Genomic DNA, 26308 nt, shown 5'->3' with positions numbered 1-26308 from the left:
AGAAGGGCGTCCAGGCTGGTAGTCACACACGAGCCAACGGGCGCCCTTCGCCATGGTCGCGGCCAGCACAAACATCGGACTCATTCATCTAGCGGGCCCCTACTCCTCGAACTTGCGGTAGGAGGCGTCGAGGTCGCGCACCTCGGCGGAGGCGTGCAGCCGCACGCCCTCGGCCGGCTTCACGTACTGCCGCAGCAGTTCCAGGACGGTCTCGGTGAGGCGGGCCTTGGTCTCGTCCGTGCGGCCGGGCAGCAGGGCGATGTGGACGTGCACGAGGGCGTGCCCGTCGGTGTCGGGGCCGACCACGACGTCCTCGGTCCGCCGGAACCGCGTCTTGCACGCCGGCGGCTTGGCGGCCGCGATGTCCACCACGGCGGTGTGCAGGTCCCGCGCGAAGGCGGGCCGGTCGAAACCGTCCGCCAGCCGCTCGGAGTAGTCGACGGTGATCTGCGGCATGAGCCCTCCTGATCCGGGTCGGGAGGGCTCACCCTAGCCGCAGCTCCCGACGGGCCTAGCCGGCGGTGGTGAACACCGCGACCGTGCGCGCCGGGACGGTGAACGTGCCGGACCCCTTCGCGTACGACGAGGTCTTCACGACCGCGTCCCCGCCCGCCGCCTGCACCGGGTGCAGCCGGTAGCCGGTCCCGGCGAGCGCGGCGATCCTCTGCTCCTGCCGCTCCGGCGTGGCGTTGAAGACGACGACCAGGTCACCGAGGGTCATCGTGATCACGCCGGGCGTCTCGTCCTTCCCGGAGAGCGGGAAGGCGAGCCGGGACCGCACCTGGGCGGCCGTGTCGAGGGAGAAGGCCTGCTCCGTCGTACGGATCCTCAGCAGGTCCCGGTAGGCGGCCGAGGCGCCGGTGATCTGCGGGCAGCCGACCTTCACCGTGCCGAGCAGGGGCTTGGCGTAAGGCCACTTGGCCTCGTTGTCGGCGGCCGGCGGCAGACCGCGGCCGAAGCCGTTGCCGTCCGCGCAGTTCCAGTGGATGGCGTTGAACCAGTCGCCGCTGTCGTAGGAGTTGCGGTCCAGGGACTTGGAGCGCAGCAGGTCGGTGCCCGCCTGGGAGAGGGCCGGACCCTGCGAGAGGGTGGCCGTCGCCATGGCGAGGACCTGCATCCGGGCCCGGTCGTCGGCGGACGTGTCCTTCGGCAGCTTGAAGGCGAGCGCGTCGAACAGCGACTCGTTGTCGTGGGCGTCCGCGTAGGCGAGGGCGTCACCGGGGGCGGCCGCGTAGCCGGCGGGGGCGCCGTTGTAGTCGACCTGGGAGCCCTTGACCTCCTTGCCGCTGGTGTCGGTGAAGGTGTAGTCGGCGAGGTTGCCGCTCAGGCCCACCTTGATCAGGTCCTGGTAGTGCAGCAGGCGGGCCTTCTGCTCGGCCTCGGTGCCGTTGTCCGCCGCGGAGTTGGGGTCGGTGTAGAGGCCGGAGGCGAAGCCCTGCACGCCGGGGTCCTCGTCGAAGGGGCCGCCGCCGCGCACGGCGTCACGGGCCCGGTCGGAGAAGGTGGCGATGCCGGTGCCGGCCATGTTCTTCTGCGTGGCCTGCACGAAGCGGGCGTCGTCGGCGATCTCGCCGAAGTTCCAGCCCTCGCCGTAGAGGATGATCTTCTTGCCGTCGACGCCGTCCTTCGCGAGGGTCAGCTCGTCCAGGGCCTTCCTGACCGCGAGGATGTTGGCCTTCGGGTGGTGGCCCATGAGGTCGAAGCGGAACCCGTCGACCTTGTACTCCTTGGCCCAGGTGACGATCGAGTCGACGACGAGCTTGCCCATCATGGCGTTCTCGGTGGCCGTGTTGGCACAGCAGGTGCTGGTGGCGACCGAGCCGTCGGCCAGCAGCCGCTGGTAGTAGCCGGGCACGATCCGGTCCAGGACGCTCGTCTCCGCCTGGCCGCTCGCGGCGGTGTGGTTGTAGACCACGTCCATCACGACCCGCAGGCCGTCCTCGTTGAGCGCCTTGACCATCTTCCGGAACTCGACCGTGCGCTCGGTGCCGTCCGGGTCGGTGGCGTAGGAGCCCTCGGGGACCGTGTAGTGGTACGGGTCGTAACCCCAGTTGAAGGCGTCCTTGGCGGCGGCCTTCGCCACGCACTCCTGCTGCTCGGCGGAGTCGGCCGGGTAGGAGGCGAGGTCGCAGTCGACGGTGGCCTGGTCGGACTTCCTCTCGGGGATGGTGGCGATGTCGAACGCGGGCAGCAGGTGCACGTACGAGGTGCCGGCCTCGGCCAGCTCGCGCAGGTGCCTGCTGCCGTCGCTGTCCTGGTCGGTGAAGGCGAGGTAGGTGCCGGGGTGCTTCGCCGTGCGGTCCGCGACGGAGAAGTCGCGGATGTGCAGCTCCTGGATCTGGGCGTCCTTGAGCGGTACGGCCTTCGGCTTGTCGTACGTCGACCAGTCGCGGGGCTTCAGGGACCGGTCGGCCAGGTCAACGACGAGGCTGCGCTCGGAGTCGGTGGTCAGGGCGACCGAGTAGGGGTCGGTGACCGTGTTGGTGGTGATCTCCTGAGTGCTCGGCGCCCACACCTTGACCCGGTACCGGTACTCCTCGCCCTCCCAGGAGCGCGGGCCGGTGACGGACCAGACGCCGGTGGCGTCGTCGCGGCGCATCCGGACGGTGCGGTCGCCGATCTCCAGGGAGACGTCCTGCGCGGTCGGCGCCCACATGGAGAGGGTGGGCCGGCCGTGGCGGAACACCGGGCCGAGCTTCGCCCTGGTGGCGCCGGCCGCGTAGAGGTCGTCGAGGACGCCCGCGATCTGCACGCCGGTCGCCGCGAGCACGGCGCCGTCGGCCGTGCGCTGGGTGGCGACGACCTGGCCGCGCAGGGCCTCGCGCACGCGGTCCCGGTCACGCGGGTCGACGGACCAGGCGGTGCCGTCCTTGAGGTGCGGGTACTTCGCCTTCTGGGCGTCGGTGAGGTCCGTCTTCGCCAGCCGGAGCCAGCGCGCGTCCCCGCTGGTCAGCTTCCCGTCCTGCACCGTGACGGAACCGGTGCGGGAGGCGAGGAGCTGGGTGGAGGCGGCGGCCTCGGAGCCGTCCCAGACGACGGTGTCCCGGTCGATCCAGACCGCCTTGGAGGTGGCCAGGTCGAGGGCCGCCGCCGAGCCGGCCGGCTGCGGCAGCAGGTAGTCCTCCTGGCCGCTCAACAGCCACACCTCGTGGCCGCTCGCCGTGAGGTCCAGCGACTGGTCGGTGGGGAGGTCCTTCTCGTCGCCCTTGTGGAGGATGTAGCTGAGGCTGGTGGCACCCTCGGCGAGCGGCACCTCGAAGACAGCGCCATAGGCATCAGTCTTCACCGGCTGAAGGGGCTTCGACCAGTCGGTGGGGTGCGCGGCACCGGTCCAGGTGTGCAGGCCCCAGCCGTCGTAGTTCCCGTCGGCACGGTGGTAGTGCAGTACGGCCTTGGTGGTGTCCTGGGCCGGGTGGTCGGGCCGTTCGGTGGTGACGGTCTCCTCGCCCTGCTCGATCCAGATCTCGCCGTGCCGGGTGACGTCGATGGTGCGGTCGGTGGCGACGTCCTTGTCGCCGTCCTCGTCGATGACGAGGAAGCCGACGTCGGACGCGCCCGGCTTGAGCTTGACGTACGCGAAGGCGCCGTAGGCGTCGCGGCCGGTGAAGGGGTGGCTGTCCGGCCACTCGGTGGCCTCGCCGTCGGCGAGGTCGCCCCAGGCGTACAGGCCCCAGTCGTCGTAGTCGCCGTCGGTGCGCTTGTAGTGGACGATCGCGTAGTCGCGGGAGGCGGCGGCGGGCGGCTCCTCTACGGGCGGGGTGCCGGTGGTGGAGGAGGCGAGGGCGCTCGCGGTGCGGCCTGCCGAGTCGATCACGACGGCCTTGTAGCGCAGGGCGGTGCCGGCGGGGACGTCCTCGCCGATGGTGTGGGTGACCTTGTAGGGGGCGTGGTCGGCGGAGCCGAGCGTCCGCCACTTCCCGTTGCCGGTCTGGGCGGCGAAGACGACCCGGTTGAGCTGTCCGCCCTCGACGTCGGCGGTGACCTCGACGGTGCCGGTGGCGCCCGCCTCGGGGGCCTCGAGGGTGACCGTGGGCTTCGCGGCGGGCTCGGCGAGCGGGCCGGACGCCTTGAGGACGATCGCCGAGCCCGCCGGGACGGTGACGGTGATCTTCCTGTCGGCGTCGCTGGTGACGGTGGCGTCGGTGCCGTAGAGGCCCTTGAACGTCATCCGGGCGGAGCCGGTCGCGAAGGTGGCCTTCCGTTCCTCGCCGGAGTTGTTGAAGGCGACGACGTACTCGGTGGTGTCCTTGCCCGTGCCGGTGCGGGAGAAGGCGTAGACGCCCGCGCCGTCGGCCGCGTACCGCTCCTGCTGGATGCCGTCGGTGAGAGCGGGGTGGGCCTTGCGGAGCTTGGCGAGGGCACTGATCCGCTGGTAGAGCGGTGCCCGCGTGTCGTAGGTGTCCTCGGCGTGGGTGCGGTCGCTGCCGATCAGGTTGTCGTCGAGGTAGTCGGCCGTACGCGAGGCGAACAGGGTCTGGCGGGCGTCCTTGTCGCCGCCGGCGCCGGTGAAGCCCTGCTCGTCGCCGTAGTAGACGACCGGGTTGCCGCGGCTGAGGAACATCAGCTCGTGGGCGAGCACGTCCTTCTTCAGCAGCTCCGCCTCGGACGCCTCCGGGTCGTCCTGGGTCAGGAACGTCCCGAAGCGGCCCATGTCGTGGTTGCCGAGGAAGGTGACCTGCTCATAGGCGTTGGCCCGGTCGGTCGTGTACTTGTGGTCGTCGCCGAAGACCGAGGCGAGCTTCTTCGCGCTGCCGCCCTGCGAGACGTACTGCCGCGCCGCCTCCTGGAACGGGAAGTCCAGCGTGGCGTCCAGGCGGCCCTGGGTGACGTACGGGGCGGTGACGTCCGTGTCGGCGGAGTACACCTCGCCGAACATGAAGAAGTCGTCCCGGCCCTTCTTCGCCGCGTAGGCGTCCAGGGCGGTGGCCCACTGGGTCCAGAACTCCATGTTGACGTGCTTCACGGTGTCGATCCGGAAGCCGTCGATGTCGAAGTCCCGCACCCACCGCTGGTAGATCTTCTCCATGCCGTCGACGACCTCGGGACGCTCGGTCCACAGGTCGTCGAGGCCGGAGAAGTCGCCGTACTCGGCGGACTCGCCGGCGAAGGTGGAGTCGCCCCGGTTGTGGTACATGTCCGGGTCGTTGAGCCAGGACGGGACCTTGAGGTCCTTCTTCGCGGCGGGCACCACCGGGGTGCGCGGGAAGGAGCCTTCGTCGACGCGCGGGAACTTACGGGAGCCGTCGGCGTAGTCGGCGTCGTCGAAGGGCTCGCCGTCCTTCGTCAGGTAGGGGAAGGCGCCCTTGGAGAGGTAGCCGTAGGACTTCTCCTCGTAGTCGACGACGTCGGCGGTGTGGTTGGTGATGACGTCGAAGAAGACCTTCATGCCCTTTTTGTGGGCCGCGTCGATCAGGGTCTCGAGGTCGTCGTTGGTGCCGAAGTGCGGGTCGACCTGGGTGAAGTCGGTGATCCAGTAACCGTGGTAGCCGGCGGAGGCGTTCTCCCCCGTCCCCTGCACGGGCTGGTTCTTGAAAATGGGCGCCATCCAGATGGCGGTGGTGCCGAGCCCCTTGATGTAGTCGAGCCTCTTCGTCAGGCCCTTGAGGTCACCGCCCTGGTAGAAGCCCTTGTCGGTGGGGTCGTACCCGGCGGCGAGGCGGGAACCGGTCAGTCCGCCGCGGTCGTTCTTCGCGTCGCCGTTGGCGAAACGGTCCGGCAGGACGAAGTAGAACTGCTCGCGGGTCAGGTCGTGCCGTGCGGGCGACGTGGCGAGCTTCGCGTCCGAGGGCGGTGCGGGCGGGGTCGCGGCACTGGCGGCGACCGGCTGCACCAGGGCGGCGGCGAGCGCGGCCACGGTGAGGGCGGCGACGCGTCCGCCGCGCGCGGTGCGGCGCCCCGGGGGCGCGGGCCATCTGGGTATCAAGGCGAGAACTCCTTGCGCTTACGGCTCGATTCGGGTCCGACCCCGCACGCCGCGGCACGGCCTGTTTCGGCCACGTCACCGGAGCGTCGGCGTGACCGTATCGCCGTTGAAAGCTTTACAGCAAGGGTTGTGAAAGTAACGGTAAGGACTTGCACGCGGACGCGGGCCGCGCCGCCGCCCCGTGAACGGCGGCGCGGCCCGCGCGCCTTCAGCAGGACGACTTGCCGGCGTACACCGCGAGGGCCGTGTGGGAGCCCAGGGTGGCGGTGAGCTGTCCGGAACCGTTCACGGTGACCGTGGTGTTGTTCTGGACGTCGCAGTACGTCCCCGCGGCCAGGGAGGTCTGGTAGGTGCGGGTCAGGGAGCCGGACTCGTGGTTGATGGCCACGAAGCCCTTGCTTCCGCGCCCGAAGGCGATGGCGTCGCCGCCGTTGTCCCACCAGTTGGTGACCGACTGGCCCCGGGTCGCGTTGCGGAAGGCGACCATGGACCTGATCTCCGGCCAGTTGTGCTGGCACTTCCAGCCGCTCTGCCAGCAGGCGTCGACCCGGCCGCCGTTGGGCGGTCCGGCGTCGTGGTCGGAGAACTCGTACCCGGAGTTGATGTCCGGGGCGCCGTAGGGCCAGGCCAGCATGAAGACGTTGGCCAGGGTGTAGGTGGCGCCGTCCTTGTAGTTCAGGGTGGAGCCGTTGCGCTCGGTGTCGTGGTTGTCGACGAAGACACCGGAGACGGAGCTGTTCATGTAGCCCCAGCCCTCGCCGTAGTTCTTCAGGTAGGCGAGGTTCTCGTTGTTGAAGACCCGCTTGAGGTCGTAGGCGTACCGGAACTCCTGGACGTCCCCGTTGCCGGTGTACTCGGTGGGCTGGACGGCCTCGCCGGCGCCGTGGATGACCTCCTGCTTCCAGTAGGCGTTCGGATTGCTCAGCCGGGACTTGATGTTGGCCAGGTCTGCGGCCGGCATGTGCTTGGCGGCGTCGATGCGGAATCCGTCCACGCCCAGCGACAGCAGGTCGTTCATGTACCGGGCGATGGCGCCGCGGACGTACTCCTCGCCGGTGTCGAGGTCGGCGAGGCCGACCAGCTCGCAGTTCTGGACGTTCCAGCGGTCGCCGTAGTTGTTGATCTGTGAGGTGCAGTTGTCGAAGTCGTACGAGGAGTACAGGCCGGGGTAGTCGTACTTCATGTACGACGAGCCGCCGGTGCCGGTGCCGCTGCCCGCGGACATGTGGTTGATGACCGTGTCGGCGACGACCTTCACGCCGGCCGCGTGACACGTGTCGACCATGCTCTTGAAGGCGGCGCGGTCGCCGAGCCGTCCGGCGATCCGGTAGCTGACCGGCTGGTACGACGTCCACCACTGCGAGCCCTGTATGTGCTCGGCGGGCGGGGAGACCTGGACGTATCCGTATCCGGCGGGGCCGAGGGTGGTGGTGCACTCGCGGGCGACCGAGGCGAAGTTCCACTCGAACAGGACGGCGGTGACGTCCTTGTTTCCGGGCGGGGACGCCTGCGCCCCGGTCGGGGTCATGACAACCGTGGCAGCCGCGAGCGCGGCGGCCACGGCGAGGGTTCTGCGTGCCATGTGGGATTACCTTCTTCATCGAAGGGTGTGGGGATACCGCTCGAGCAGGCTGAATCTTCTTGCAGAAAGCTTCAGCAACCTTGCGGCAACGCAGATGTTAGAGGCCCGCCACCCGAAAGGGCAGCGGGCCGTACCGACTTGAACGAAAAAAGTTGCGAGCCGGCCCTCAGCCCGTGGTCCACCACACGGTGGTGTCGGCGGGCACCTTCGCCTCGCCGGCCGTCTCCTCCACCTCACCGCTGGCGAGCAGGACACGGCCGTACGACGGGGTGGTCACCGACTCCCCCGTGGTGTTGGCGACGCACACGAAGTCGCCGCGCCGGAAGGCGAGGACGCCCTCGGGGGCGCGCAGCCACTCCACCGCGTCGCCGGCGCCCAGGTCGGCCTGCTCCCGGCGCACGGCGAGCGCGGAGCGGTACAGCTCCAGGGTCGAGCCGGGGTCACCGGTCTGCGCCTCGACGCTCAGCCCGCCCCACTCCTCCGGCTGCGGCAGCCAGCTCCCGCCGTCGCCGAAGCCGTACGAGGAACCCGTGCGCGTCCACGGGATCGGCACGCGGCAACCGTCGCGGAAGCCGTCCTGGCCCGCGCCCCGGAAGTACGCCGGGTCCTGACGCACCTCGTCCGGCAGGTCCACGACGTCCGGCAGGCCGAGCTCCTCGCCCTGGTAGACGTACGCCGAACCGGGCAGTGCCAGCATCAGCAGGGTGGCCGCGCGCGCCCGGCGCAGGCCCAGTTCGCGGTCGCCGGCCAGACGGATCTGGGTGCCCAGGCCGGCCGGGTTGGCGAAGCGGGTGGCGTGCCGGGTGACGTCGTGGTTGGACAGGACCCAGGTGGCGGGGGCGCCCACCGGGCGCATGGCGTCCAGGGTGCGGTCGATGACCTCGCGCAGTTCCGACGCGTCCCAGTGGGTGCCCAGGTACTGGAAGTTGAACGCCTGGTGCAGTTCGTCGGGGCGGACGTAGTTCGCGGTGCGCTCGACGGTCGGTGTCCAGGCCTCGGCGACGAAGATACGCTCGCCGCTGTACTCGTCGAGGATGAGCCGCCACTGACGGTAGATGTCGTGGACGCCGTCCTGGTCGAAGAACGGCATGACATCGTTACCCAACAGCTTGAGCTGCTCGTGGGATCCAAGGTCGGGGAGGCCTTCCGCCTTCACCATGCCGTGGGCGACGTCGATGCGGAAGCCGTCCACGCCCATGTCCAGCCAGAAGCGGAGGATGGAGCGGAACTCGTCACCGACCGCCGGGTGCTCCCAGTTGAAGTCGGGCTGCTCGGGCGCGAACAGGTGCAGGTACCACTCGCCGGGCGTGCCGTCGGGCTCGGTGACGCGGGTCCAGGCCGGGCCGCCGAAGATCGACTCCCAGTCGTTGGGCGGCAGCTCGCCGTTCGCGCCCTTGCCGGGGCGGAAGTGGTAGCGGTCGCGGGAGGGCGAGCCGGGGCCCTCGGCGAGGGCGCGCTTGAACCATTCGTGCTGGTCGGAGGAGTGGTTCGGGACCAGGTCGACGATGATCCGGAGGCCGAGGCCGTGGGCGTCGCGGATCAGCGCGTCCGCGTCGAGCAGGGTGCCGAACATGGGGTCGACGGCGCGGTAGTCGGCGACGTCGTAGCCGGCGTCGGCCTGCGGGGAGGCGTAGAAGGGGCTGAGCCACACGGCGTCCACGCCGAGGTCGCGCAGGTACGGCAGGCGGGAGCGGATGCCTTCCAGGTCGCCCATGCCGTCGCCGTTGCTGTCGGCGAAGCTGCGCGGGTACACCTGGTAGATGACCGCGTCCCGCCACCAGTCGCGACGCCGTGCGACGGTGGCGACGGCCGCGTCGGTCGTGGGGGTCGGGGCGGCGGAGTGCTGCTGGCTCATGTCGTCCTTGATACGAGTGCGGGCGGGTAAGCGAGTGAGGGCGGGCGGCGGGGAGACGAGGCGGCCGCGGGGGTCGGCGGGGTCTGGGGGTCCCCCCGCTCGAGCGAAGCCGAGAGTGGGGGAGGACACCCGCGGCCGCCTACCCGCGCACGTCAGGCGCGCGGGAGTCGTTCCACGGAGGGGGTCAGCCCTTCGTGCCGCCGGCGGTGAGGCCGGCCACCAGGTTCTTCTGCACGAGGTAGAAGAACGCGGAGACCGGTATCGCGATCAGGACCGCGGTGGCGGCCATGAGGTTGCGCTGTGCGTCGTGCTCGCTGACGAAGCTCTGCAGACCGACGGCGAGGGTGTACTTCTCGTCGTCGAGCATGAACGTCGTGGCGAAGGCGACTTCGCCGAACGCGGTGATGAAGCTGTAGAACGCGGCGACCGCCAGCCCGGGCTTGGAGAGCGGCAGGATCAGCCGTGCGAACGTGCCGAAGGGGGTCAGCCCGTCGACCCTTCCAGCTTCGTCGATCTCGAACGGAATGGTGTCGAAATAGCCCTTCATCAGCCAGGCGCAGTACGGAACCGCCGTCGAGCAGTAGACGAGGACGAGTCCGAGGTAGCTGTCGACGAGCTGAAGGTCCGAGAGGATCTGGTACATCGGGACCATCAGGACGGCCACCGGGAACATCTGGGTGAGCAGCAGCACCCACATGAACTTCCGGTAGCCGGGGAAGCGCATGCGGGAGACCGCGTAGCCGGTGGTGGCGGCGACCAGGACGCCGATGACCGTGGTGCCGAGCGAGACGATCAGCGAGCTCTTCAGCCAGTCGAAGAAGTTCGTGTGCTGCAGCACGAACGCGTAGTTGTCGAGCGTCATCTTGCCCCAGATGCCGCCGGGGCGCAGATAGTCGTCCTTGTCGGGGCCGAGGGAGAGGAAGACCAGCCAGGCGACCGGGAACAGCGCGATCAGGCTCGCCACGGTCAGCACGCCGTGCGTGGTGAGACGGGCCAGGGGGCCGCTCTCGCCGCGTCGGCGCGACGCGCGGGCCGGGGGCTTGTCGTCGGCAGGCCGGTCCGCCGGAGCAGTGGGGGTGACGGTGGATGTGCTCATGGGGACTCCTGCCTCAGATCGCGAGCTGCCGCTCATCGCGGTTCAGCCAGCGGCGGTAGAAGGAGGTGAAGACGACGAGGATGGCCAGCAGCAGCATGCCGTAGGCCGCGGACTCGGCGAACTCGCGCGGCTGCTGCCCGAAGCCGAGCTGGTAGGCCCAGGTCACGAGGATCTGTGCCTCCGGGGCGGTGTTGCCGAACAGCAGGAAGATGACGGCGAACTGGTTGAAGGTCCAGATGACGCCGAGCAGGACCACGGTGGAGCTGACCGAGCGCAGGCCGGGCAGGGTGACGTGGCGGAACCGCTGCCAGGCGTTCGCGCCGTCCATCTCGGCCGCCTCGTACAGGCTGGCGTCGATGGACTGCAGCCCGCCGAGCAGGGAGACCATCATGAACGGCACGCCGCACCAGGTGTTCACCATGATCGCGGCGAACCGCTGCCAGAAGGTGTCCTCCAGCCACGCCGGGGTGGGCAGGCCGAGGGAGTCCAGGGCGGTGTTGACGATGCCGGCGTCGGCGAGCATGAAGCGCCAGCCGAAGACGGTGACGAAGGTCGGCACGGCCCACGGCAGGATCAGGACCAGCCGGTAGAAGGTGCGGCCGCGCAGCTTCTGGTTGAGCAGCAGGGCCAGGCCCAGGCCGATGCCGTAGTGCAGGCCGACGCAGGCGGCCGTCCACACGATCGTCCAGAGGAACTTGGACCAGAAGCGGTCGTAGGCGGTCTCGCCCCACAGGATGTCGGCGTAGTTGTCGATGCCGACGAACTTGTAGGTGGCCTCGATCTCGTTGACGCCGATGGTGCGGGCCGAGTTCAGGCTGTCCGCGTCGGTGAGGGTGAGGTAGAAGCCGTACACCAGGGGGTACAGCACGATGACGCCGAGCACGAGGGCCACCGGCGCGATCATGGCGTAGGCGTACCAGTGCTTCTGGAAACTGCGCTTCAGGCGTCCGGCCGGCCCGGGGCGGGGCGCGCGGTCACCGCGGCGCTTGCCGGTCGCGCGGTCGATGGCGACTGTCATGGTTCGGCACCTTCTGGATGGTCAAGGGGTACGGCACACAGGCCGGCGGCCGCCGGACCCTCCCCTCCTGGAAGCGGGTCCGGCGGCCACGCGGGCGTTACTTGCTGAAGTCCGGCACCAGCTTGGCGATCGCGGTCTCCGCGTCACCGAGGCCCTTGTCCAGGGACTCCTTGCCGCTCGCGATCTGCGGGAGCTCGTCGTCCAGCGGACCCCACAGCGAGCTGTACTCGGGCAGGGCCGGGCGCGGCTGGGCGGCGGAGAGGACCGTCTGGTAGCCGGCGATGCCCGGGTCGGCCTTGACCCGGTCGGTGTAGGCGTCGTCGCGGGTGGGCAGCGTGGAGTTCTTCAGCGCGATGGTCTCCTGCGCCTTGGCCGAGGTCATGAACTTCACGAACTTCAGCGCGGCGGCCTGCTTGTCCTCGCTGGAGCCGGCGTAGACGGAGAGGTTGTGGCCGCCGGTCGGGGCGCCCGCCGTGCCGGTGGAGCCGGCCGGGACGGTGACGATGCCGAGGTTGTTCTTGTCCTTGAACGCGGAACCCTTGTAGAAGTTGGTGATCTCCCACGGGCCCTGGATGATCGAGGCGACCTTGCCGTTGATGAACGCGTCCTGGATGTGCGCGTAGGCGTCGGCGGTCACGTCGGCCTTGTGCAGGCCCTTGCCGTCGAAGAGGTCCAGCCAGGCGCCGTACGCCTTCTGGGCCTCGGCCGACCTCACGGTGACCTTCTTGGCGTCGGCGTCGACCATGTCGGTGCCCTCGCCGTACAGGAACGGCTGGGCGTAGTAGCCCGCGGTGGAGCCCCAGTAGCCGTCGACGCCGGTCTTGTCCTTGATGGTGGCGGCGGCCTTCTTCAGGTCGTCCCAGGTCTTGGGGGCCTCGACGCCGGCCTTCTCGAACAGGGCCTTGTTGTAGACGAAGGCGAGGGTGTCGGTGACCAGCGGGACGCCGTAGGTCTTGCCCTCGTACTTGGCCTGCTCGATCAGGTTGGGCTTGAACTTGTCCTGCTCGGCGAGGGCCTCGGTGCCGTCCAGCGGGAGGAGGAAGCTGTTCTTGGCGAAGGCGGGGGTCCAGCCGACCTCGGAGCGCAGCACGTCGGGGGCGCCCTTGGAACCGGCGGCGGTGTCGAACTTGTTCTGCGCCTGGTCGAAGGGGACGTTGACGTACTCGACCTTGATGTCCTTGTGGGCGGCCTCGAACTCCTTGACCAGGGCCTGGTAGGTCGGTGCCTCGTTGGTCGCGTTGGAGGTGTCCCACCAGGTGATGGTGACCGGGCCGCCGGCCGAGTCGCCGCTGTCGCTGTCTCCGCCGCAGGCCGTCGCCGCGAGGGCGAGGGACGCCACCAGCGCGGTGGCCGCTATGCCACGCCGCATGAGGTTCTCCTTGAGGGTGAAAGCCCGTGTGGTGCAGGTGCGGCCCCGTCATGCCGTCCTGCGAACTTGCCGACCGCGCCGTTGCCGCCGCCGGGCGACGTGAACGTAACAGCGCCGGAACTTTTCCGAAAGACCTTGCAGAAAAGTTTTGCAAGCACCGCCGAGAGTTATGCCGCCGTGACCTGTTCCCGACCGCCCGGCGACCCGGGTTTCCGCCCGTACGACGGGGGTTCGGACGGTTGTGCAAGACTCTGCAAGCACTTGCCATCCGTTGCCGCCGGGGGAATCATCGCTTGCGGACCGGACGCCGACCACGACTTGAGGACCGCGATGACCCAGCAGCCCGCAGCGGGCCGTTCGACGGCGCGCGCCGCGCGCACCAGGCGTCCGATCGGTGCGCAAGGGGAGAACCGGCGGCTACAGTCCCCTCCTGTGACCACACGCCTTGCCGATATCGCTGCCCAGGCGGGGGTGAGCGAGGCGACCGTCAGCCGCGTCCTCAACGGCAAGCCGGGCGTCGCCGCCACCACCCGCCAGTCCGTGCTCGCCGCCCTCGACGTCCTCGGCTACGAGCGTCCGGTGCGGCTGCGGCAGCGCAGCGAGGGCCTGGTCGGTCTGATCACCCCGGAGCTGGAGAACCCGATCTTCCCGGCGCTGGCCCAGGTCATCGGGCAGGCGCTGACCCGCCAGGGCTACACGCCGGTGCTCGCCACCCAGACCCCGGGCGGGTCGACGGAGGACGAGCTCACCGAGATGCTCGTGGACCGCGGCGTGGCCGGCATCATCTACGTCTCCGGGCTGCACGCCGACACCACCGCCGACACCCAGCGCTACGAGCGGCTGCGGGCGCAGGGCGTGCCGTTCGTGCTCGTGGACGGTTTCTCGCCGAAGGTGCAGGCGCCGTTCATCTCCCCCGACGACCGGGCCGCGATGGCGCTCGCCGTCACCCACCTCGTCTCCCTCGGCCACACCCGGATCGGGCTGGCGCTCGGGCCGAAGCGGTTCGTGCCGGTGCAGCGCAAGATCGAGGGCTTCGTGCGCAGCGTGCAGGAGCAACTGGGGCTGAGCGCCGAGACGGTCGAGACGGAGCTGGTCCAGCACTCGCTGTACACGCTGGAGGGCGGCCAGGCCGCCGCCACCGCGCTGATGGACCGCGACTGCACGGCGGTGGTGTGCGCGAGCGACATGATGGCGCTGGGTGCGATACGGGCGGCCCGGCAGCGCGGTCTGGACGTGCCGAAGGACATCTCGGTGGTCGGCTTCGACGACTCCCCGCTGATCGCCTTCACCGACCCGCCGCTGACCACGGTCCGCAAGCCGGTCCCGGCGATGGGCCAGGCCGCGGTGCGCACGCTGCTGGAGGAGATCGGCGGGACGCCCGCGCCGCACAGCGAGTTCGTGTTCATGCCGGAACTGGTGGTGCGCGGTTCGACCGCTTCGGCCCCTGGGGACCGGAATCGTCCCCAGGGTGGAGAGTAGGGCCTTGGGCGCACTGCCACAGGAGGAAGGAGCGGGCCTGCCCCCGGGGGAGCGCGTGCGGGTCGGACCCGACCGGAGGATGATCTGACCGGAGGTTCTTTTCTGGCAGACTCTGGCCCATGGGTGACACGACGGTGACAACGCTGGAAGGCCGGGAAGAGGCCGCAGCGCGCCCCGTCGCGGAGGAGACGGGGCCGGACCGCCTGCGCCGGCTGCGCGTACCACGCCGGCCCCGACTGTGGTTCGAGATCCTGCTGATCGCGGTGAGTTACTGGACGTACTCGCTCGTGCGCAACGCCGTGCCGGAACAGCGGGCCGAGGCGCTGCGCAACGCCGACTGGATCTGGCGGCTCGAGCAGCAGCTGGGCCTCGCCGTCGAGGAGTCCGTCAACCATGCCGTGAACTCGGTGACCTGGCTCGTCGTCGGCATGAACTACTACTACGCCACCCTGCACTTCGTGGTGACGCTGGGTGTCCTGGTGTGGCTCTACCGTGGTCATCCCGGCCGCTATGCGGCGACCCGCCTGGTCCTCTTCACCACCACGGGCATCGCCCTCGTCGGCTACTACCTGTATCCGCTCGCCCCGCCCCGGCTGATGAACGGCCAGGACTTCGTCGACACCGTCCTGGTCCACCACACGTGGGGGTCGATGGCCTCCGGCGACCTGAAGAACATGTCGAACCAGTACGCCGCGATGCCGTCGATGCACATCGGCTGGTCGCTCTGGTGCGGTCTGACGATCTTCGCGCTGGCCGCCGTCCCGTGGGTGCGGGTGCTGGGCCTGATATACCCGGTGGCCACGCTGGTGGTCATCGTCGCCACCGCCAACCACTTCTGGCTGGACGCGGTGGGCGGCGTCCTCTGCCTGGCCTTCGGCTACGGCGTCGCCCTGGTCTGGTACGGCCGGCAGCCGTACGCCCTGCCGCGGCGGCCGGCCGTACCGGAGGAACCGGGGCCCGCCCGGGTTCCGGTGCCGAAGCAGGGATGACCCGGGGTCACGACCCCCCGTAGAACAGCTCCTCCACCACACTTCGCGCCCGCCGGGCCGTACGCCGGTACGCGTCGAGCATGTCGCCGGCGTGACCGGGGCCGTAGCCCAGGTAGCGGCCGACGGCGCCCAGTTCGCGGGGCACGGTGGGGAAGGTGTCCCCGGCCCGGCCCCGGACCAGCATCACCGCGTTGCGCACGCGGGTGGCGAGCACCCAGGCCTCGTCGAGGACGGCGGCGTCGTCCTCGGAGATCAGTCCGGCCGCGCGGGCGGCGGCCAGCGCCTGCCGCGTGCGGGTGGTGCGCAGGCCCGGCTCCCGCGCGCCGTGCCGCAGCTGGAGCAGCTGCACGGTCCACTCCACGTCGGACAGTCCGCCCGGACCGAGCTTGGCGTGCAGCTTGGGGTCTGCGCCGCGCGGCAGCCGCTCGGACTCCATGCGGGCCTTCAGCCGCCGGATCTCCCGGACGGCCTCCTCGCCGAGCCCGGCGGCCGGATAGCGCAGCGGGTCGATCAGCTCGGTGAAGCGGCGGCCCAGGTCCTCGTCCCCGGCGACGGGCTCGGCGCGCAGCAGCGCGTGCCGCTCCCACGCCAGCGACCAGCGGCGGTAGTACGCCTCGTACGACCTGAGGGTGCGCACCAGCGGCCCCGACTTGCCCTCCGGGCGCAGGTCGGCGTCGACGATCAGGGGCGGGTCGGCGCTCGGTACCTGCAGCAGGCGGCGCATCTCGGCGACCACCTTGTTGGCAGCCTCCGCGGCCTCCCGCTCGTCCACGCCGTCGCGCGGTTCGTGTACGAACAGGACGTCCGCGTCGGAGCCGTAGCCCAGCTCGTGCCCGCCGAAGCGGCCCATGCCGATGATCGCGAACCGGGTGGGGAGGGTGTCCCCCCAGCCCTCGCGGACCACCGCGCGGAGCGTGCCGGCGAGGGTGGCGGCCGTCAGGTCGGACACCGCGCCGCCCACCAGGTCCACCAGGGCGCCCTGGTCGGCCTCGGCGGGCTGCGACTCGGTGCCGTAGGAGCCGACGATGTCGGCGGCGGACGTGCGGAACAGTTCGCGGCGGCGCACCCCGCGGGCGGCCGTGACGCCCTGGACGGCGTTGTCGGCGCGGCGGACGGCGGCGAGCATCTCCTGCTCCAGATGGGCGCGGGAGCGCGGTTCGAGCCCGCCGCCCCCGTCACCGAGCAGCGCCACCGCCTCGGGGGCGCGCATCAGCAGGTCGGGGGCGAGCCGTCCGGCCGACAGTACGCGGGCCAGGTTCTCGGCGGCGGCGCCCTCGTCGCGCAGCAGCCGCAGGTACCAGGGCGTCTTGCCGAGCGCGTCGGAGACCTTGCGGAAGGCGAGCAGGCCGGCGTCCGGGTCGGCGGAGTCCGCGAACCAGCCGAGCAGCACCGGCAGCAGGGTGCGCTGGATGGCGGCCTTGCGGGTGACACCGGACGCCAGCGCCTCCAGGTGGCGCAGCGCGGCGGCCGGATCGGCGTACCCGAGCGCGATCAGCCGCTCCCGCGCGGCCTCGGCGCTGAGCCGGGCCTCGCCGGGGGCGAGCGCGGCGACGGCGTCCAGCAGTGGCCGGTAGAACAGCTTCTCGTGCAGCCGCCGTACGACGGAGGCGTGCCGCTTCCACTCCCTGAGCAGGGTGGCGACCGGGTCGGTGCGCAGCTCCAGGGAGCGGCCCAGGCGGCGCAGGTCGGCCTCGTCCTCGGGGACGAGGTGGGTGCGGCGCAGCCGGTGGAGCTGGATGCGGTGCTCCATGGAGCGCAGGAAGCGGTAGGCGTCGTCGAGCTGGGCGGCGTCCGCGCGGCCGACGTAGCCGCCGGCGGCGAGGGCCTTCAGCGCGTCGAGGGTGGTGCCGCTGCGCAGCGAGGCGTCGGAGCGGCCGTGCACCAGCTGGAGCAGCTGCACCGCGAACTCGACGTCCCTGAGGCCGCCCGGGCCCAGTTTCAGCTGGCGGTCGATCTCGGCGGCGGGGATGTTCTCCACCACCCGGCGGCGCATCTTCTGCACGTCGGCGACGAAGTTCTCCCGCTCGGCGGCCTGCCACACCAGCGGCTGGAGCGCGGCGACGTACTCCTCGCCGAGCGCGGGGTCGCCGGCGACCGGGCGGGCCTTGAGCAGCGCCTGGAACTCCCAGGTCTTGGCCCAGCGCTGGTAGTAGGCGAGGTGGGAGGCGAGGGTGCGCACCAGCGGTCCGTTGCGGCCCTCGGGGCGCAGGTTGGCGTCGACGGGCCAGATGGAGCCCTCGACGGTGGTCTCGGAGCAGATCCGCATCAGGTGCGCGGCGAGCCGGGTCGCGGCGCGCAGCGCCTTGTCCTCGTCGGCTCCGTCCACCGCCTCGCCGACGAAGACGACGTCGACGTCGGAGACGTAGTTCAGCTCGTGTCCGCCGCACTTGCCCAGCGCGATCACCGCGAGCCGGCACAGGGCGGCGTCCTCGGGCGCGGCGGCCCGGGCGAGGGTGAGGGCGGCGCGCAGGGTGGCGGTGGCGAGGTCGGCGAGCTCGGCGGCGGTCTGGGCGACCTCGATGGTGCCGCAGACGTCACGGGCGGCGATGGACAGCAGGCAGCGCCGGTAGGCGACGCGCAGCGAGACCGGGTCGTCGGCCCCGGCGAGGCCCCGTTCGAACTCCTCGAGGCCCGGGTGCAGGTCGCGCGGCTCGTAGGTGACGAGGGTCTGCCAGTCGCCGGGGTGCCGGGCCAGGTGGTCGGCGAGCGCCTCGGACGCGCCGAGCACGCCGAGCAGCCGGTCCCGCAGCGGCTTGGCGGCTATCAGCGTGTCCAGCAGTTCCTGGCGGGCGGTGGCTCCGTCCTGTGCCTCCAGCAGCCGTACGAGTCCCTGGAGCGCGAGGTCGGGGTCGGCGGTGGCGCCGAGGGCGTCCAGCAGCACGGGGTCGTTGCGCACGAGCGTGAGTCCGGCGCTGTCGAGCAGCCGCTCGGCGGCGGACGGATCGGTGAAGCCGTGCCGCAGCAGTCGCGTGAAGGTACTGCTCCTGCGCCCCGGCGCCGACGTCATCCCCGGCCTCCCTCGTGCCTCGTGGCTGTGCCCGCCGCACATGCCCCGGATCAGGGTCGTACGGACATGACCCTATCCGGAGTACGGGACCCTGGCCCGGGGCGCGGTGAGACATGCCGGTGTCGGCGTTTCGGTGGCGCGGCGGACGTTTTTCGGATTCGGTGGGGGCAGCCGTCCCGCCGGACCGGGTGACGGTCCGGGCGACGCGCAGCCGATACGCCGACGAAGGAGTCGCTGTTCCATGGACATGACCCTCGAAGTGATCCCGCTCCCGGTGAGCGACATCGACCGCGCCAGGGACTTCTACCGGGACAAGGTCGGCTTCCACGTCGACATCGACCAGGAGGTCATGCCGGGCATGCGCATCGTCCAGCTCACCCCGCCCGGCTCCGGCTGCTCGATCGCGCTGGGCGACAGCATCTGGGAGATGAGCCCCGGCCCCACCCCGGTCCCCGGTTCCTACCAGGGGCTCCAGCTCTGCGTCGCCGACATCGGGGCGGCCCACGCGGAACTGACCGCCCGGGGCCTGGACGTCTCCGAACCGGTCCGGTACGCCGACGCGGACGGCGCGACCTTCATGTACTTCACGGACCCGGACGGCAACGGCTGGTCGGTCCAGGAGTACCAGCGGCGGGCGGCGGAACCGCTGCACAAGGTGCTGGGGGATCTCGCGGGGGCGTAGAACACACAAGTAGTAACTTGTACTACATAGAGACTACGGCCCGTGAATTCAATCAGAGGTCTTCCCGGATTCTCGCCGCGGCTGCGCGCGGAGAGACCGTCACGGTCACCAAGAACGGTGTCGCCGTCGCCCGCGTGATACCGATCACGGAGGAAGACGTCCCCGCCTACCCCACGGACCCCATGGGGGATCTCGACCTTCCCGACCTGGGGCTGCCCGACCTCGACGACGACGAGATCGAGGAAACGCTCAAGGGGATGGGAACGTGAGCCTCATCGCCATCGCCGACACGAACGCGCTGTACCGCCTGCTGGACCCCAGGCTGTCCGGCCATGAGGCACACAGGAAGTCCCTGGCCTCCATCAGCCACCTCGTCATCTCTCCCATGGTCCTGGCCGAACTGGACTGCCTCATCGCCACCAGGGCCGGCGCCGAGAAGGCCCTCGTGGCCGCCCGGTTCGTGGAACGCAATGTGGCCACCCGCCGGTTCGAAGTACCGCCCTTGAGCGCCCACCTGAGTTCCGCCATCGCCGTCGCGGAGGGGTACACGGACGGGGGCAAGGGCGTCGGGCTCACGGACGCGATGAACGTCGCCCTGGCCGCGGCCTACCACACCGGCGTCATGTTCACCTCGGACCTGCGCTTCCGCATGATCCGACCGCTGACCGGACACAAGGCGTTCCGGCTCCTGCCCGACGATCTGTAGCGCTCCCCGGACGACGGTGCCGAAGGCGTCGCCGTCCGGAGGCGGAGATCTCGGTCACGTCACGTCGTCCCGGTGCCGGCGCTCGCGCTCCTCCCGGACGCGATATGCCGAGGCGGTCCGGTGGGACGCCCTCGCGGATCGTCTCCGTCTCCGGCACTCCCCTGCGGGAGGCAGACGGGTGCTGCCCACCCCCACTCCCGATATCCGATCCCTTCATCACGTGTCATTCCAGGACAAATGGCGACCCGTTGTGTTAAGGGCGGCTTCGTGTGCTGACCGGCGCAGGCCTCCGGCATGCACCGGCCGGCCCGCAGGGAGCAGGAGCCGCACCCAGCACATCCGATGAGGGGAAGTCGCCGATGAGTGAGTCCGTACGAACCGGATCCGGGAGCACCGGAGACAAGGTCAAGGCAGAGACCTCCGCGACGGCCGGACAGGCCAGGCAGGCCGCCGGCCAGGTCGCGGGGACCGCGGCGGAACAGGCCCGGACCGTCGTGGGTGAGGCGCGGCAGCAGGCCGGCACGGTCATCGAGGACCTGCGCACCCGCGCGATCGACGAGGCCGACGGGCAGACCCGGCGGGCGGCCGGCACGCTGCGGCAGTGGGCGAACGACTTCTCGAACCTGGCCGCGCACGCCGAGCACGATTCGCCCGCCCGGGGTCTGGCGGCCAGGGCCGGCGACAAGGGACAGCGGATGGCCGACTATCTGGAGCGGCAGGGGGTCGAAGGCCTCGTCGCCGACCTCCAGGGCTTCGCCCGGCGCCGCCCCGGCGCCTTCCTCGGCGGCGCGCTGCTGACCGGACTGGCCGTCGGCCGCCTGGCGAAGGTGACGCAGACGGCGTCCCGGGCCGGCGGGGACGGGGACGGGCAGCGGCGGGTCACCCCGGCCCCGGCCTCCGAGGCCCTGCCGGCCGCTCCCCCGCCGGGGACCGCACCGCCCGCGCCGTCCGCTCCGCCGAGCCTCGGCACGCCGGGCCGCCCCTTCCCGGAGGCGTGAGATGGCCACGATGTCGCCACTGTCCCGGGCCCGCTCGACCGAGCCGTACGAAGGGGAACGGTCCGCGGGTGAGCTGCTGTCCCGGGTGACCTCCGACCTCCAGGTCCTCTTCCGTCAGGAGGTGGAGCTGGCCAAGGCCGAGGTCAAGGAGGAAGGAACCAAGGCGGGCAAGGCGGCCGGCATGTACGGCGGTGCCGGCTTCGCCGGCTACATGGTCCTGCTGTTCCTGTCGCTGGCGGCCATGTTCGGTCTGGCCGACGCGATGGACGACGGCTGGGCCGCGCTGATCGTCGCCGCGCTGTGGGCCGTCGCCGCGGCCGTGCTGTACCAGAAGGGCCGCGCGAGGATGCGCACCGTCTCGCCGAAGCCCGAGCGCACCGTCCAGACCTTGAAGGAGGACGCGGAATGGGCACGTCACCCGACCAAATGAGGGCCGAGATAGCGGCCACCCGCAATCAGCTGTCCGCGGACGTGGACCGGCTCGCCGACCGGGCCAGCCCGCGCCGCATGGCCCGCCGCCGCAAGGCGAGGATGCGCCGCACGGTGTCGGGCGTCCGTGACCGCGTCATGGGCACCGCCTCGTACACGGCGCACGGTGTCGCCGACACCGCCCGGTCGGCGGTCGGCTCGGTGCAGTCGGCGGCGGGCTCGGCGGCCGGCTCGGTGCAGGAGGGCGCCGAACGCGCGGCCGACTCGGCGCGCGAGGTCGCCGGTCAGGCGGAACAGGCCGTCCAGCAGACGCCCGAGATGGCCCGCCGCCAGACACAGGGCAACCCGATCGCCGCCGGCCTGGTCGCCTTCGGCGTCGGCCTGCTGGCCGCCTCGATGGTGCCCGCCTCCGAGAAGGAGCAGCAGAAGGCGTCCGAGCTGATGGAGCGCGGCGCCGAGGCGCTGGAGCCGGTCAGGCAGGCCGCCACCGAGTCCGCGCAGCACCTGAAGGAGGACGCCAGGGAGGCCGCGCAGAGCGCGGCCGCGGAGGTGAAGGACACCGCGCAGCAGGCGGCCCGCACCACCCAGGACGAGGCCCGCGACCAGGCCGGCCAGGTCACCGACCAGGCCAAGGAATCCGGCCGCGCCCTCAAGGACGAGGCCGGCCGCCGCTCCGGACCCGGGTGAGCGACGCGGCGGCCCTGCCTCCGGCGCCCGCACGGGCACGGAGGCAGGGCTTCGGCCGTCCGGTCCGTCAGCCGCTCTCCGGCTGGAAGTCGTGCGCGCTCCCGCAGTTGTCGCTCACGGTCACCGGCACCCCCAGCACCTTCGACAGGTACTCCCCCGTCGCCAGTGCGACCGGCCAGGCCTTGTCCCAGTGGGGATCGTCCGGGGGTGCGATCTCTATCGTGATCCCGGCCATGGCTTCTCCTCGTTCCCGCTCGCTCGGTCCACCGCAATGTAGGGCACGCCACTGACATCGGACGCCTGCGAACGTCACCGGTCGGCGTGTTCCGGAGCCCGTTCGCCCCGTCTCCCGGCTCCGTCCGTGTCCAGGGCCCCAGGACTCCCGGCGCCCCCGTCCCACCCTCACGGCGGCGACGTGGGCCCGTTTCGTGACGCGTCACGCCGACCGAGAGGCCCGGGGGCCACCGCGAGGGCGGCCCCCGGCATGTGTCAGCTCGCGTACGTCTCGAATTCGGCGATCCTCGGGGTGCCCGAGGCGCTGGTGATCTCGAAGGTGATCTTTTTCAGGGAGGTGGCGGAGAAGCCGATGACGCCCGTTCCGCTGCCGGAGGCCAGGACGGCGCCCGTGTCGTGGTTGATGACGCGGTAGGAGCCGATGGTGCCCGAGCCCGACGCCTCACGAATGTTGATCTTGGAGACCGTGGTGGCCGAGCCCCACTTGACCGAGACGGAGCCGGTCGAGCCGGACGGCGACCAGTACGTGCTCGTGCTGCCGTCGACGACGTTGCCGTAGCTCGTCCCGGAGGCCTTGGAGGAGCCGTCGGCGCCCGCGCCGATGCTGAGGTTGGTGCCGGTGGGCGGGTCCGTCGGGTCCGGGTCCGTCGGGTCGGGGTCGGTCGGGTCCGGGCTCTGCGGGGTGCAGCTGCCGTCCGAGACCTTCAGGCCCTTGTTGGCGCCCGCCGTCTGGCTCACCACGCTCGGCACGCAGGTGGCCGCGTCGAGGGTGTACGCGTACGGGATGCCGACCGAGGTGTTCGACGTCGGGTTCGGGCCGGCGGGGTTGTGGTCGCCCTCCCGCTCGGACCAGGTCACGTTGTCGAAGATGTTGCCGCTGACCTGCCAGTAGCCGGCCTGGTCGGTGTAGAAGGTGCCGAGGACGTCCTTGGAGTCCTCGAAGTAGTTGTTGTCCACCTTCGCGCGGGCTCCGGCACGGGAGTTGATGCCGGACTCGTTCAGGTTCCTGTAGTGGTTGTTGTAGATGTGCGAGATGCCGCCGCGCAGCAGGGGCGTACGGGAGTCGATGTTCTCGTACAGGTTGTGGTGGAACGTGACGTAGCCGTTCGATGTGTCGCTCTCGCTGGAGCCGATGAGGCCGCCTCGGCCGGAGTTGCGCAGGATGCTGTAGGACAGTGTCACGTACTGGGTGTTGTCCTTCATGTCGAAGAGGCCGTCGTAGCCCTCCGACTCACCGCCGGACGCCTCCAGGGTGGTGTGGTCGACCCAGACGTTGCGGACACCGCTTTCCATGCCGATGGCGTCCCCGCCGTTCGACGTGGGCGAGCCCGACTTCTTGACGTTCCGGATCGTCACGTTCTGGATGATGATGTTGCTGGACTCCCGGATGTGGATGCCCAGTTGGTCGAAGACGGCGCCGTTGCCGACACCGACGATCGTGACGTTGCTGATCTGCTTGAGCTCGATGACACCGGCGGCGGTGTTGCAGCTGTCGCCGGACACCTTGGCGGTGTTGCCGTGGTTGATGGTGCCCTCGACCTGGATGGTGATCGGGGTCGAGCTGCTGGCCCGGTTGCACAGGGCCTGGTGGATCGCGGTGCCGGTGGTGGCGCGGACCGTCTGGCCGCCCGCGCCGCCGGTGGTCCCGCCGTTCTGGGTCGCGTAACCGGTGACGCCGCCGGTGGCGGCGGACGCCGTGGAGGTGGACAGGGCCATGCCGGTCGCCGCCGCGAGGGCGCCCGTGGCCAGGAGAGCGGAGAGTCGTACGGCGGCTGATCGTCTCATTCTCGTCTCGCCTTTCGTACTCCGAATCGCACCGGATGAATGTCATGGGCATGACAGTTGGACCGATGAGGGAGGGCAGGGGTGGGCCGGACCCATCGGCGGGAAAGCGCTTTCTTCTGATCCGTCGTCGACAGTAGGGGCACGCCCGAGGGACTGGCAAGGTTCCGCGCAGTTACGGAACGAAGCCTTCCGATTCAGTGCGGTCCGCCGTCTCCGCGCCTTCTAGGACAAGACCTGACCTCAATGGCTCCTAGCGTGGTCCCCGACCGACGGAAGCACCCGGAAGGCGGAGATCATGACTGTGAACGAACCGGCCACCCAGGAACCGGCCGGAGCCCCGGCCGTCACCGGTGAGCGCGCCGACCTGCTGGAGACACTGGCCAAGCACCGGCACTTCCTGCGCTTCACCACCCGTGACCTCACGGACGAGCAGGCCGGGCTGCGGACCACCGCCGGCGAGCTCTGCCTGGGCGGTCTGATCAAGCACGTCACCTCGGTCGAGCGGAACTGGGCGGACTTCATCCTGAACGGCCCCTCGGCGATGGGGGACTTCACGGCCATGACCGAGGAGGACTGGGCCCGGCGGGCCGACGAGTTCCGGATGCTGCCCGGCGAGACACTGGCCGGCGTGCTGGCCGAGTACGCCGACGTGGCCCGCCGGACCGACGACCTGGTCGCCGGCCTGCCCGACCTGGAGGCCGCGTGGCCGCTGCCGAAGGCCCCGTGGTTCGAGCCCGGCGCGACGTGGTCGGCCCGCAGGACGCTGCTGCACATCATCGCCGAGACCGCCCAGCACGCCGGCCACGCCGACATCGTCCGTGAGTCCCTGGACGGCGCGAAGAGCATGGGCTGACCGCCGGGACGCAGGCGAGAGATCCGCTCCGAACCGCGCCTACAGCACCGGCAGGTTCTTGCGCAGCTCGAAGGCCGTGACCTCGGAGCGGTACTCCTCCCACTCCTGGCGCTTGTTGCGCAGGAAGAAGTCGAAGACGTGCTCGCCGAGGGTCTCGGCGACCAGGTCGCTGCGCTCCATCAGGGTCAGGGCCTCGCCCAGGTTCTGCGGCAGCGGCTCGATGCCCAGCGCGCGGCGTTCCGCGTCGGACAGGGCCCACACGTCGTCCTCGGCGCCCGGCGGGAGCTCGTAGCCCTCCTCGATGCCCTTCAGGCCGGCGGCCAGCAGGACGGCGTAGGTCAGGTACGGGTTGGCGCCGGAGTCGATGGAGCGGACCTCCACGCGCGCCGAGCCGGTCTTGCCGGGCTTGTACATGGGCACGCGGACCAGCGCCGAGCGGTTGTTGTGGCCCCAGCAGATGTACGACGGGGCCTCGCCGCCGGCGCCGGCCGTGCGCTCCGTGCCGCCCCAGATGCGCTTGTAGGAGTTGACCCACTGGTTGGTGACCGCGGACACCTCCGCCGCGTGCCGCAGCAGGCCCGCGATGAAGGAGCGGCCGACCTTGGAGAGCTGGTACTCCGCGCCGGACTCGTAGAACGCGTTGCGGTCGCCCTCGAAGAGGGACAGGTGGGTGTGCATGCCGGAGCCGGGGTATTCGGAGAACGGCTTCGGCATGAAGGTCGCCTGGACGCCCTGCTCCAGGGCCACCTGCTTCATGACCAGGCGGAACGTCATGACGTTGTCGGCCGTGGAGAGCGCGTCCGCGTACCGCAGGTCGATCTCCTGCTGGCCGGGGGCGCCCTCGTGGTGGGAGAACTCCACCGAGATGCCCATCGACTCCAGCATGGTGATCGCCTGGCGGCGGAAGTCCATGCCGACGTTCTGCGGGGTGTGGTCGAAGTAGCCGGAGTTGTCCGCGGGCGTCGGGCGGCTGCCGTCCAGCGGCTTGTCCTTCAGCAGGAAGAACTCGATCTCCGGGTGGGTGTAGAAGGTGAAGCCCAGGTCGGAGGTGCGGGCGAGCGCGCGCTTGAGGACGTAGCGCGGGTCCGCGAAGGACGGGGAGCCGTCCGGCATGAGGATGTCGCAGAACATACGGGCCGTGCCGGGGGCCTCGGCGCGCCAGGGGAGGATCTGGAACGTCGACGGGTCCGGCTTGGCGATCATGTCGGACTCGTACACCCGGGCGAAGCCCTCGATGGCGGAGCCGTCGAAGCCGATCCCCTCATCGAATGCCTGTTCGAGCTCGGCGGGGGCGACGGCCACCGACTTGAGGAAGCCCAGCACGTCGGTGAACCACAGGCGCACGAACCGGATGTCGCGCTCCTCCAACGTCCGGAGCACAAACTCCTGTTGCTTGTCCATCTTCCGCTTCCCCATCCTTGCCGGTCGGGCCGCCTGTCCGTTCCCACGGCCCCGGGGGGCGGCCGGGCGTCCCGAGCATCCCACCACACCAGCGTTTCATACGCGTTGCCGACCTCGATCGGCCGGCTTGCCGCGGCCTGAACGCCTCGCACACGACAGGTGTACCGCTCCGGGGCCCATCTTGCCCGTTCGGGCCGGCATCCGTAACGGGCGGC

At 70.6% G+C, this 26308-nt stretch carries 20 protein-coding genes; 9 read left to right on the top strand and 11 right to left on the bottom strand.

Annotation, left to right across the window (positions count from 1 at the left end):
- Positions 1 to 99 precede the first annotated feature (99 nt).
- From ACH5AO_RS21300 to ACH5AO_RS21270, 7 genes are all read right to left on the bottom strand, one after another.
- Entirely contained in the window at positions 100 to 456 is a 357-nt protein-coding gene (locus tag ACH5AO_RS21300) for a 5-carboxymethyl-2-hydroxymuconate Delta-isomerase (RefSeq protein ID WP_398926861.1), read from the bottom strand.
- A gap of 55 nt (positions 457 to 511) precedes the next feature.
- Positions 512 to 5923: a pullulanase-type alpha-1,6-glucosidase gene (pulA, locus tag ACH5AO_RS21295; RefSeq protein ID WP_398926859.1), complete on the bottom strand. Its 5412-nt coding sequence runs from the start codon at positions 5921 to 5923 to the stop codon at positions 512 to 514.
- A 208-nt stretch (positions 5924 to 6131) separates the two neighbouring features.
- On the bottom strand, positions 6132 to 7505 hold the full coding sequence (locus tag ACH5AO_RS21290; protein WP_398926857.1) for an alpha-amylase family protein: 1374 nt from the start codon (positions 7503 to 7505) through the stop codon (positions 6132 to 6134).
- 166 nt (positions 7506 to 7671) lie between these two features.
- Positions 7672 to 9360 carry a glycoside hydrolase family 13 protein gene (locus ACH5AO_RS21285; RefSeq protein WP_398926855.1) on the bottom strand — a complete coding sequence of 563 codons (1689 nt, stop codon included), beginning with the start codon at positions 9358 to 9360 and terminating at the stop codon, positions 7672 to 7674.
- A gap of 184 nt (positions 9361 to 9544) precedes the next feature.
- Positions 9545 to 10456: a sugar ABC transporter permease gene (locus ACH5AO_RS21280; RefSeq protein WP_398926853.1), complete on the bottom strand. Its 912-nt coding sequence runs from the start codon at positions 10454 to 10456 to the stop codon at positions 9545 to 9547.
- Positions 10457 to 10469: 13 nt separating this feature from the next.
- The gene (locus ACH5AO_RS21275) at positions 10470 to 11474 is read right to left on the bottom strand and encodes a carbohydrate ABC transporter permease (protein WP_398926851.1); all 1005 of its coding nucleotides are present in this window, start codon (positions 11472 to 11474) and stop codon (positions 10470 to 10472) included.
- Positions 11475 to 11571: 97 nt separating this feature from the next.
- Positions 11572 to 12843 carry an extracellular solute-binding protein gene (locus ACH5AO_RS21270; RefSeq protein ID WP_398926849.1) on the bottom strand — a complete coding sequence of 424 codons (1272 nt, stop codon included), beginning with the start codon at positions 12841 to 12843 and terminating at the stop codon, positions 11572 to 11574.
- 432 nt (positions 12844 to 13275) lie between these two features.
- Between ACH5AO_RS21270 and ACH5AO_RS21265 the strand changes: the two genes are divergently transcribed.
- The gene (locus ACH5AO_RS21265) at positions 13276 to 14322 is read left to right on the top strand and encodes a LacI family DNA-binding transcriptional regulator (RefSeq protein ID WP_398926847.1); all 1047 of its coding nucleotides are present in this window, start codon (positions 13276 to 13278) and stop codon (positions 14320 to 14322) included.
- Positions 14323 to 14441: 119 nt separating this feature from the next.
- Entirely contained in the window at positions 14442 to 15311 is an 870-nt protein-coding gene (locus tag ACH5AO_RS21260) for a phosphatase PAP2 family protein (RefSeq protein WP_398926845.1), read from the top strand.
- 7 nt (positions 15312 to 15318) lie between these two features.
- On the opposite strand, the gene ACH5AO_RS21255 is transcribed toward ACH5AO_RS21260, so the two are convergent.
- Positions 15319 to 18318, bottom strand: a complete 3000-nt coding sequence (locus ACH5AO_RS21255) for a bifunctional [glutamine synthetase] adenylyltransferase/[glutamine synthetase]-adenylyl-L-tyrosine phosphorylase (RefSeq protein WP_398926843.1) — start codon at positions 18316 to 18318, stop codon at positions 15319 to 15321.
- Positions 18319 to 18559: 241 nt separating this feature from the next.
- Here ACH5AO_RS21255 and ACH5AO_RS21250 point away from each other — a divergent pair, with 241 nt between their 5' ends.
- From ACH5AO_RS21250 to ACH5AO_RS21225, 6 genes are all read left to right on the top strand, one after another.
- Positions 18560 to 19000: a VOC family protein gene (locus ACH5AO_RS21250; protein ID WP_398926841.1), complete on the top strand. Its 441-nt coding sequence runs from the start codon at positions 18560 to 18562 to the stop codon at positions 18998 to 19000.
- A gap of 17 nt (positions 19001 to 19017) precedes the next feature.
- Entirely contained in the window at positions 19018 to 19269 is a 252-nt protein-coding gene (locus ACH5AO_RS21245) for a type II toxin-antitoxin system Phd/YefM family antitoxin (protein WP_398926838.1), read from the top strand.
- The gene (locus ACH5AO_RS21240) at positions 19266 to 19706 is read left to right on the top strand and encodes a PIN domain-containing protein (protein ID WP_398926836.1); all 441 of its coding nucleotides are present in this window, start codon (positions 19266 to 19268) and stop codon (positions 19704 to 19706) included. Before ACH5AO_RS21245 ends, ACH5AO_RS21240 begins: the two co-directional genes overlap by 4 nt.
- A 359-nt stretch (positions 19707 to 20065) precedes the next feature.
- Positions 20066 to 20704: a hypothetical protein gene (locus ACH5AO_RS21235; RefSeq protein WP_398926834.1), complete on the top strand. Its 639-nt coding sequence runs from the start codon at positions 20066 to 20068 to the stop codon at positions 20702 to 20704.
- A 10-nt stretch (positions 20705 to 20714) separates the two neighbouring features.
- Complete coding sequence (locus ACH5AO_RS21230; RefSeq protein WP_398926832.1) at positions 20715 to 21134, top strand: phage holin family protein; 420 nt, start codon at positions 20715 to 20717, stop codon at positions 21132 to 21134.
- Entirely contained in the window at positions 21110 to 21820 is a 711-nt protein-coding gene (locus ACH5AO_RS21225; RefSeq protein ID WP_398926830.1) for a DUF3618 domain-containing protein, read from the top strand. Before ACH5AO_RS21230 ends, ACH5AO_RS21225 begins: the two co-directional genes overlap by 25 nt.
- A gap of 67 nt (positions 21821 to 21887) precedes the next feature.
- On the opposite strand, the gene ACH5AO_RS21220 is transcribed toward ACH5AO_RS21225, so the two are convergent.
- Both ACH5AO_RS21220 and ACH5AO_RS21215 read right to left on the bottom strand, forming a co-directional pair.
- The gene (locus ACH5AO_RS21220) at positions 21888 to 22055 is read right to left on the bottom strand and encodes a hypothetical protein (RefSeq protein WP_158801176.1); all 168 of its coding nucleotides are present in this window, start codon (positions 22053 to 22055) and stop codon (positions 21888 to 21890) included.
- Between the two features lie 254 nt (positions 22056 to 22309).
- A complete protein-coding gene (locus tag ACH5AO_RS21215) occupies positions 22310 to 23839 on the bottom strand; it encodes a polysaccharide lyase family 1 protein (RefSeq protein WP_398926828.1) in 1530 nt (509 codons plus the stop codon).
- 295 nt (positions 23840 to 24134) lie between these two features.
- On the opposite strand from ACH5AO_RS21215, the gene ACH5AO_RS21210 reads away from it, so the two are divergent.
- Complete coding sequence (locus ACH5AO_RS21210; RefSeq protein ID WP_398926826.1) at positions 24135 to 24692, top strand: DinB family protein; 558 nt, start codon at positions 24135 to 24137, stop codon at positions 24690 to 24692.
- A gap of 39 nt (positions 24693 to 24731) precedes the next feature.
- Here the strand turns inward: ACH5AO_RS21210 and ACH5AO_RS21205 are convergent, their stop codons facing one another.
- Positions 24732 to 26093 carry a glutamine synthetase family protein gene (locus ACH5AO_RS21205; protein ID WP_398926824.1) on the bottom strand — a complete coding sequence of 454 codons (1362 nt, stop codon included), beginning with the start codon at positions 26091 to 26093 and terminating at the stop codon, positions 24732 to 24734.
- Positions 26094 to 26308: the final 215 nt, after the last annotated feature.

Origin of the sequence: Streptomyces sp. NPDC018964 (assembly GCF_044390325.1) — a bacterium.
Classification (GTDB): domain Bacteria; phylum Actinomycetota; class Actinomycetes; order Streptomycetales; family Streptomycetaceae; genus Streptomyces.
Note: the sequence above shows the minus strand (reverse complement) of the source record. Positions and strands in the feature narration are given on the sequence as shown.

Excerpts from the sequence above, each read along its gene's own strand:
- ACH5AO_RS21270 (WP_398926849.1), bottom strand. The coding sequence starts at position 12,843 with ATGCGGCGTGGCATAGCGGCCACCGCGCTGGTGGCGTCCCTCGCCCTC.
- ACH5AO_RS21250 (WP_398926841.1), top strand. The coding sequence starts at position 18,560 with ATGGACATGACCCTCGAAGTGATCCCGCTCCCGGTGAGCGACATCGAC.
- ACH5AO_RS21255 (WP_398926843.1), bottom strand. The coding sequence starts at position 18,318 with ATGACGTCGGCGCCGGGGCGCAGGAGCAGTACCTTCACGCGACTGCTG.
- ACH5AO_RS21230 (WP_398926832.1), top strand. The coding sequence starts at position 20,715 with ATGTCGCCACTGTCCCGGGCCCGCTCGACCGAGCCGTACGAAGGGGAA.
- ACH5AO_RS21215 (WP_398926828.1), bottom strand. The coding sequence starts at position 23,839 with ATGAGACGATCAGCCGCCGTACGACTCTCCGCTCTCCTGGCCACGGGC.
- ACH5AO_RS21290 (WP_398926857.1), bottom strand. The coding sequence starts at position 7,505 with ATGGCACGCAGAACCCTCGCCGTGGCCGCCGCGCTCGCGGCTGCCACG.
- ACH5AO_RS21260 (WP_398926845.1), top strand. The coding sequence starts at position 14,442 with ATGGGTGACACGACGGTGACAACGCTGGAAGGCCGGGAAGAGGCCGCA.
- ACH5AO_RS21280 (WP_398926853.1), bottom strand. The coding sequence starts at position 10,456 with ATGAGCACATCCACCGTCACCCCCACTGCTCCGGCGGACCGGCCTGCC.
- ACH5AO_RS21210 (WP_398926826.1), top strand. The coding sequence starts at position 24,135 with ATGACTGTGAACGAACCGGCCACCCAGGAACCGGCCGGAGCCCCGGCC.
- ACH5AO_RS21300 (WP_398926861.1), bottom strand. The coding sequence starts at position 456 with ATGCCGCAGATCACCGTCGACTACTCCGAGCGGCTGGCGGACGGTTTC.
- ACH5AO_RS21285 (WP_398926855.1), bottom strand. The coding sequence starts at position 9,360 with ATGAGCCAGCAGCACTCCGCCGCCCCGACCCCCACGACCGACGCGGCC.
- ACH5AO_RS21275 (WP_398926851.1), bottom strand. The coding sequence starts at position 11,474 with ATGACAGTCGCCATCGACCGCGCGACCGGCAAGCGCCGCGGTGACCGC.
- ACH5AO_RS21205 (WP_398926824.1), bottom strand. The coding sequence starts at position 26,093 with ATGGACAAGCAACAGGAGTTTGTGCTCCGGACGTTGGAGGAGCGCGAC.
- ACH5AO_RS21225 (WP_398926830.1), top strand. The coding sequence starts at position 21,110 with ATGGGCACGTCACCCGACCAAATGAGGGCCGAGATAGCGGCCACCCGC.
- ACH5AO_RS21235 (WP_398926834.1), top strand. The coding sequence starts at position 20,066 with ATGAGTGAGTCCGTACGAACCGGATCCGGGAGCACCGGAGACAAGGTC.
- ACH5AO_RS21220 (WP_158801176.1), bottom strand. The coding sequence starts at position 22,055 with ATGGCCGGGATCACGATAGAGATCGCACCCCCGGACGATCCCCACTGG.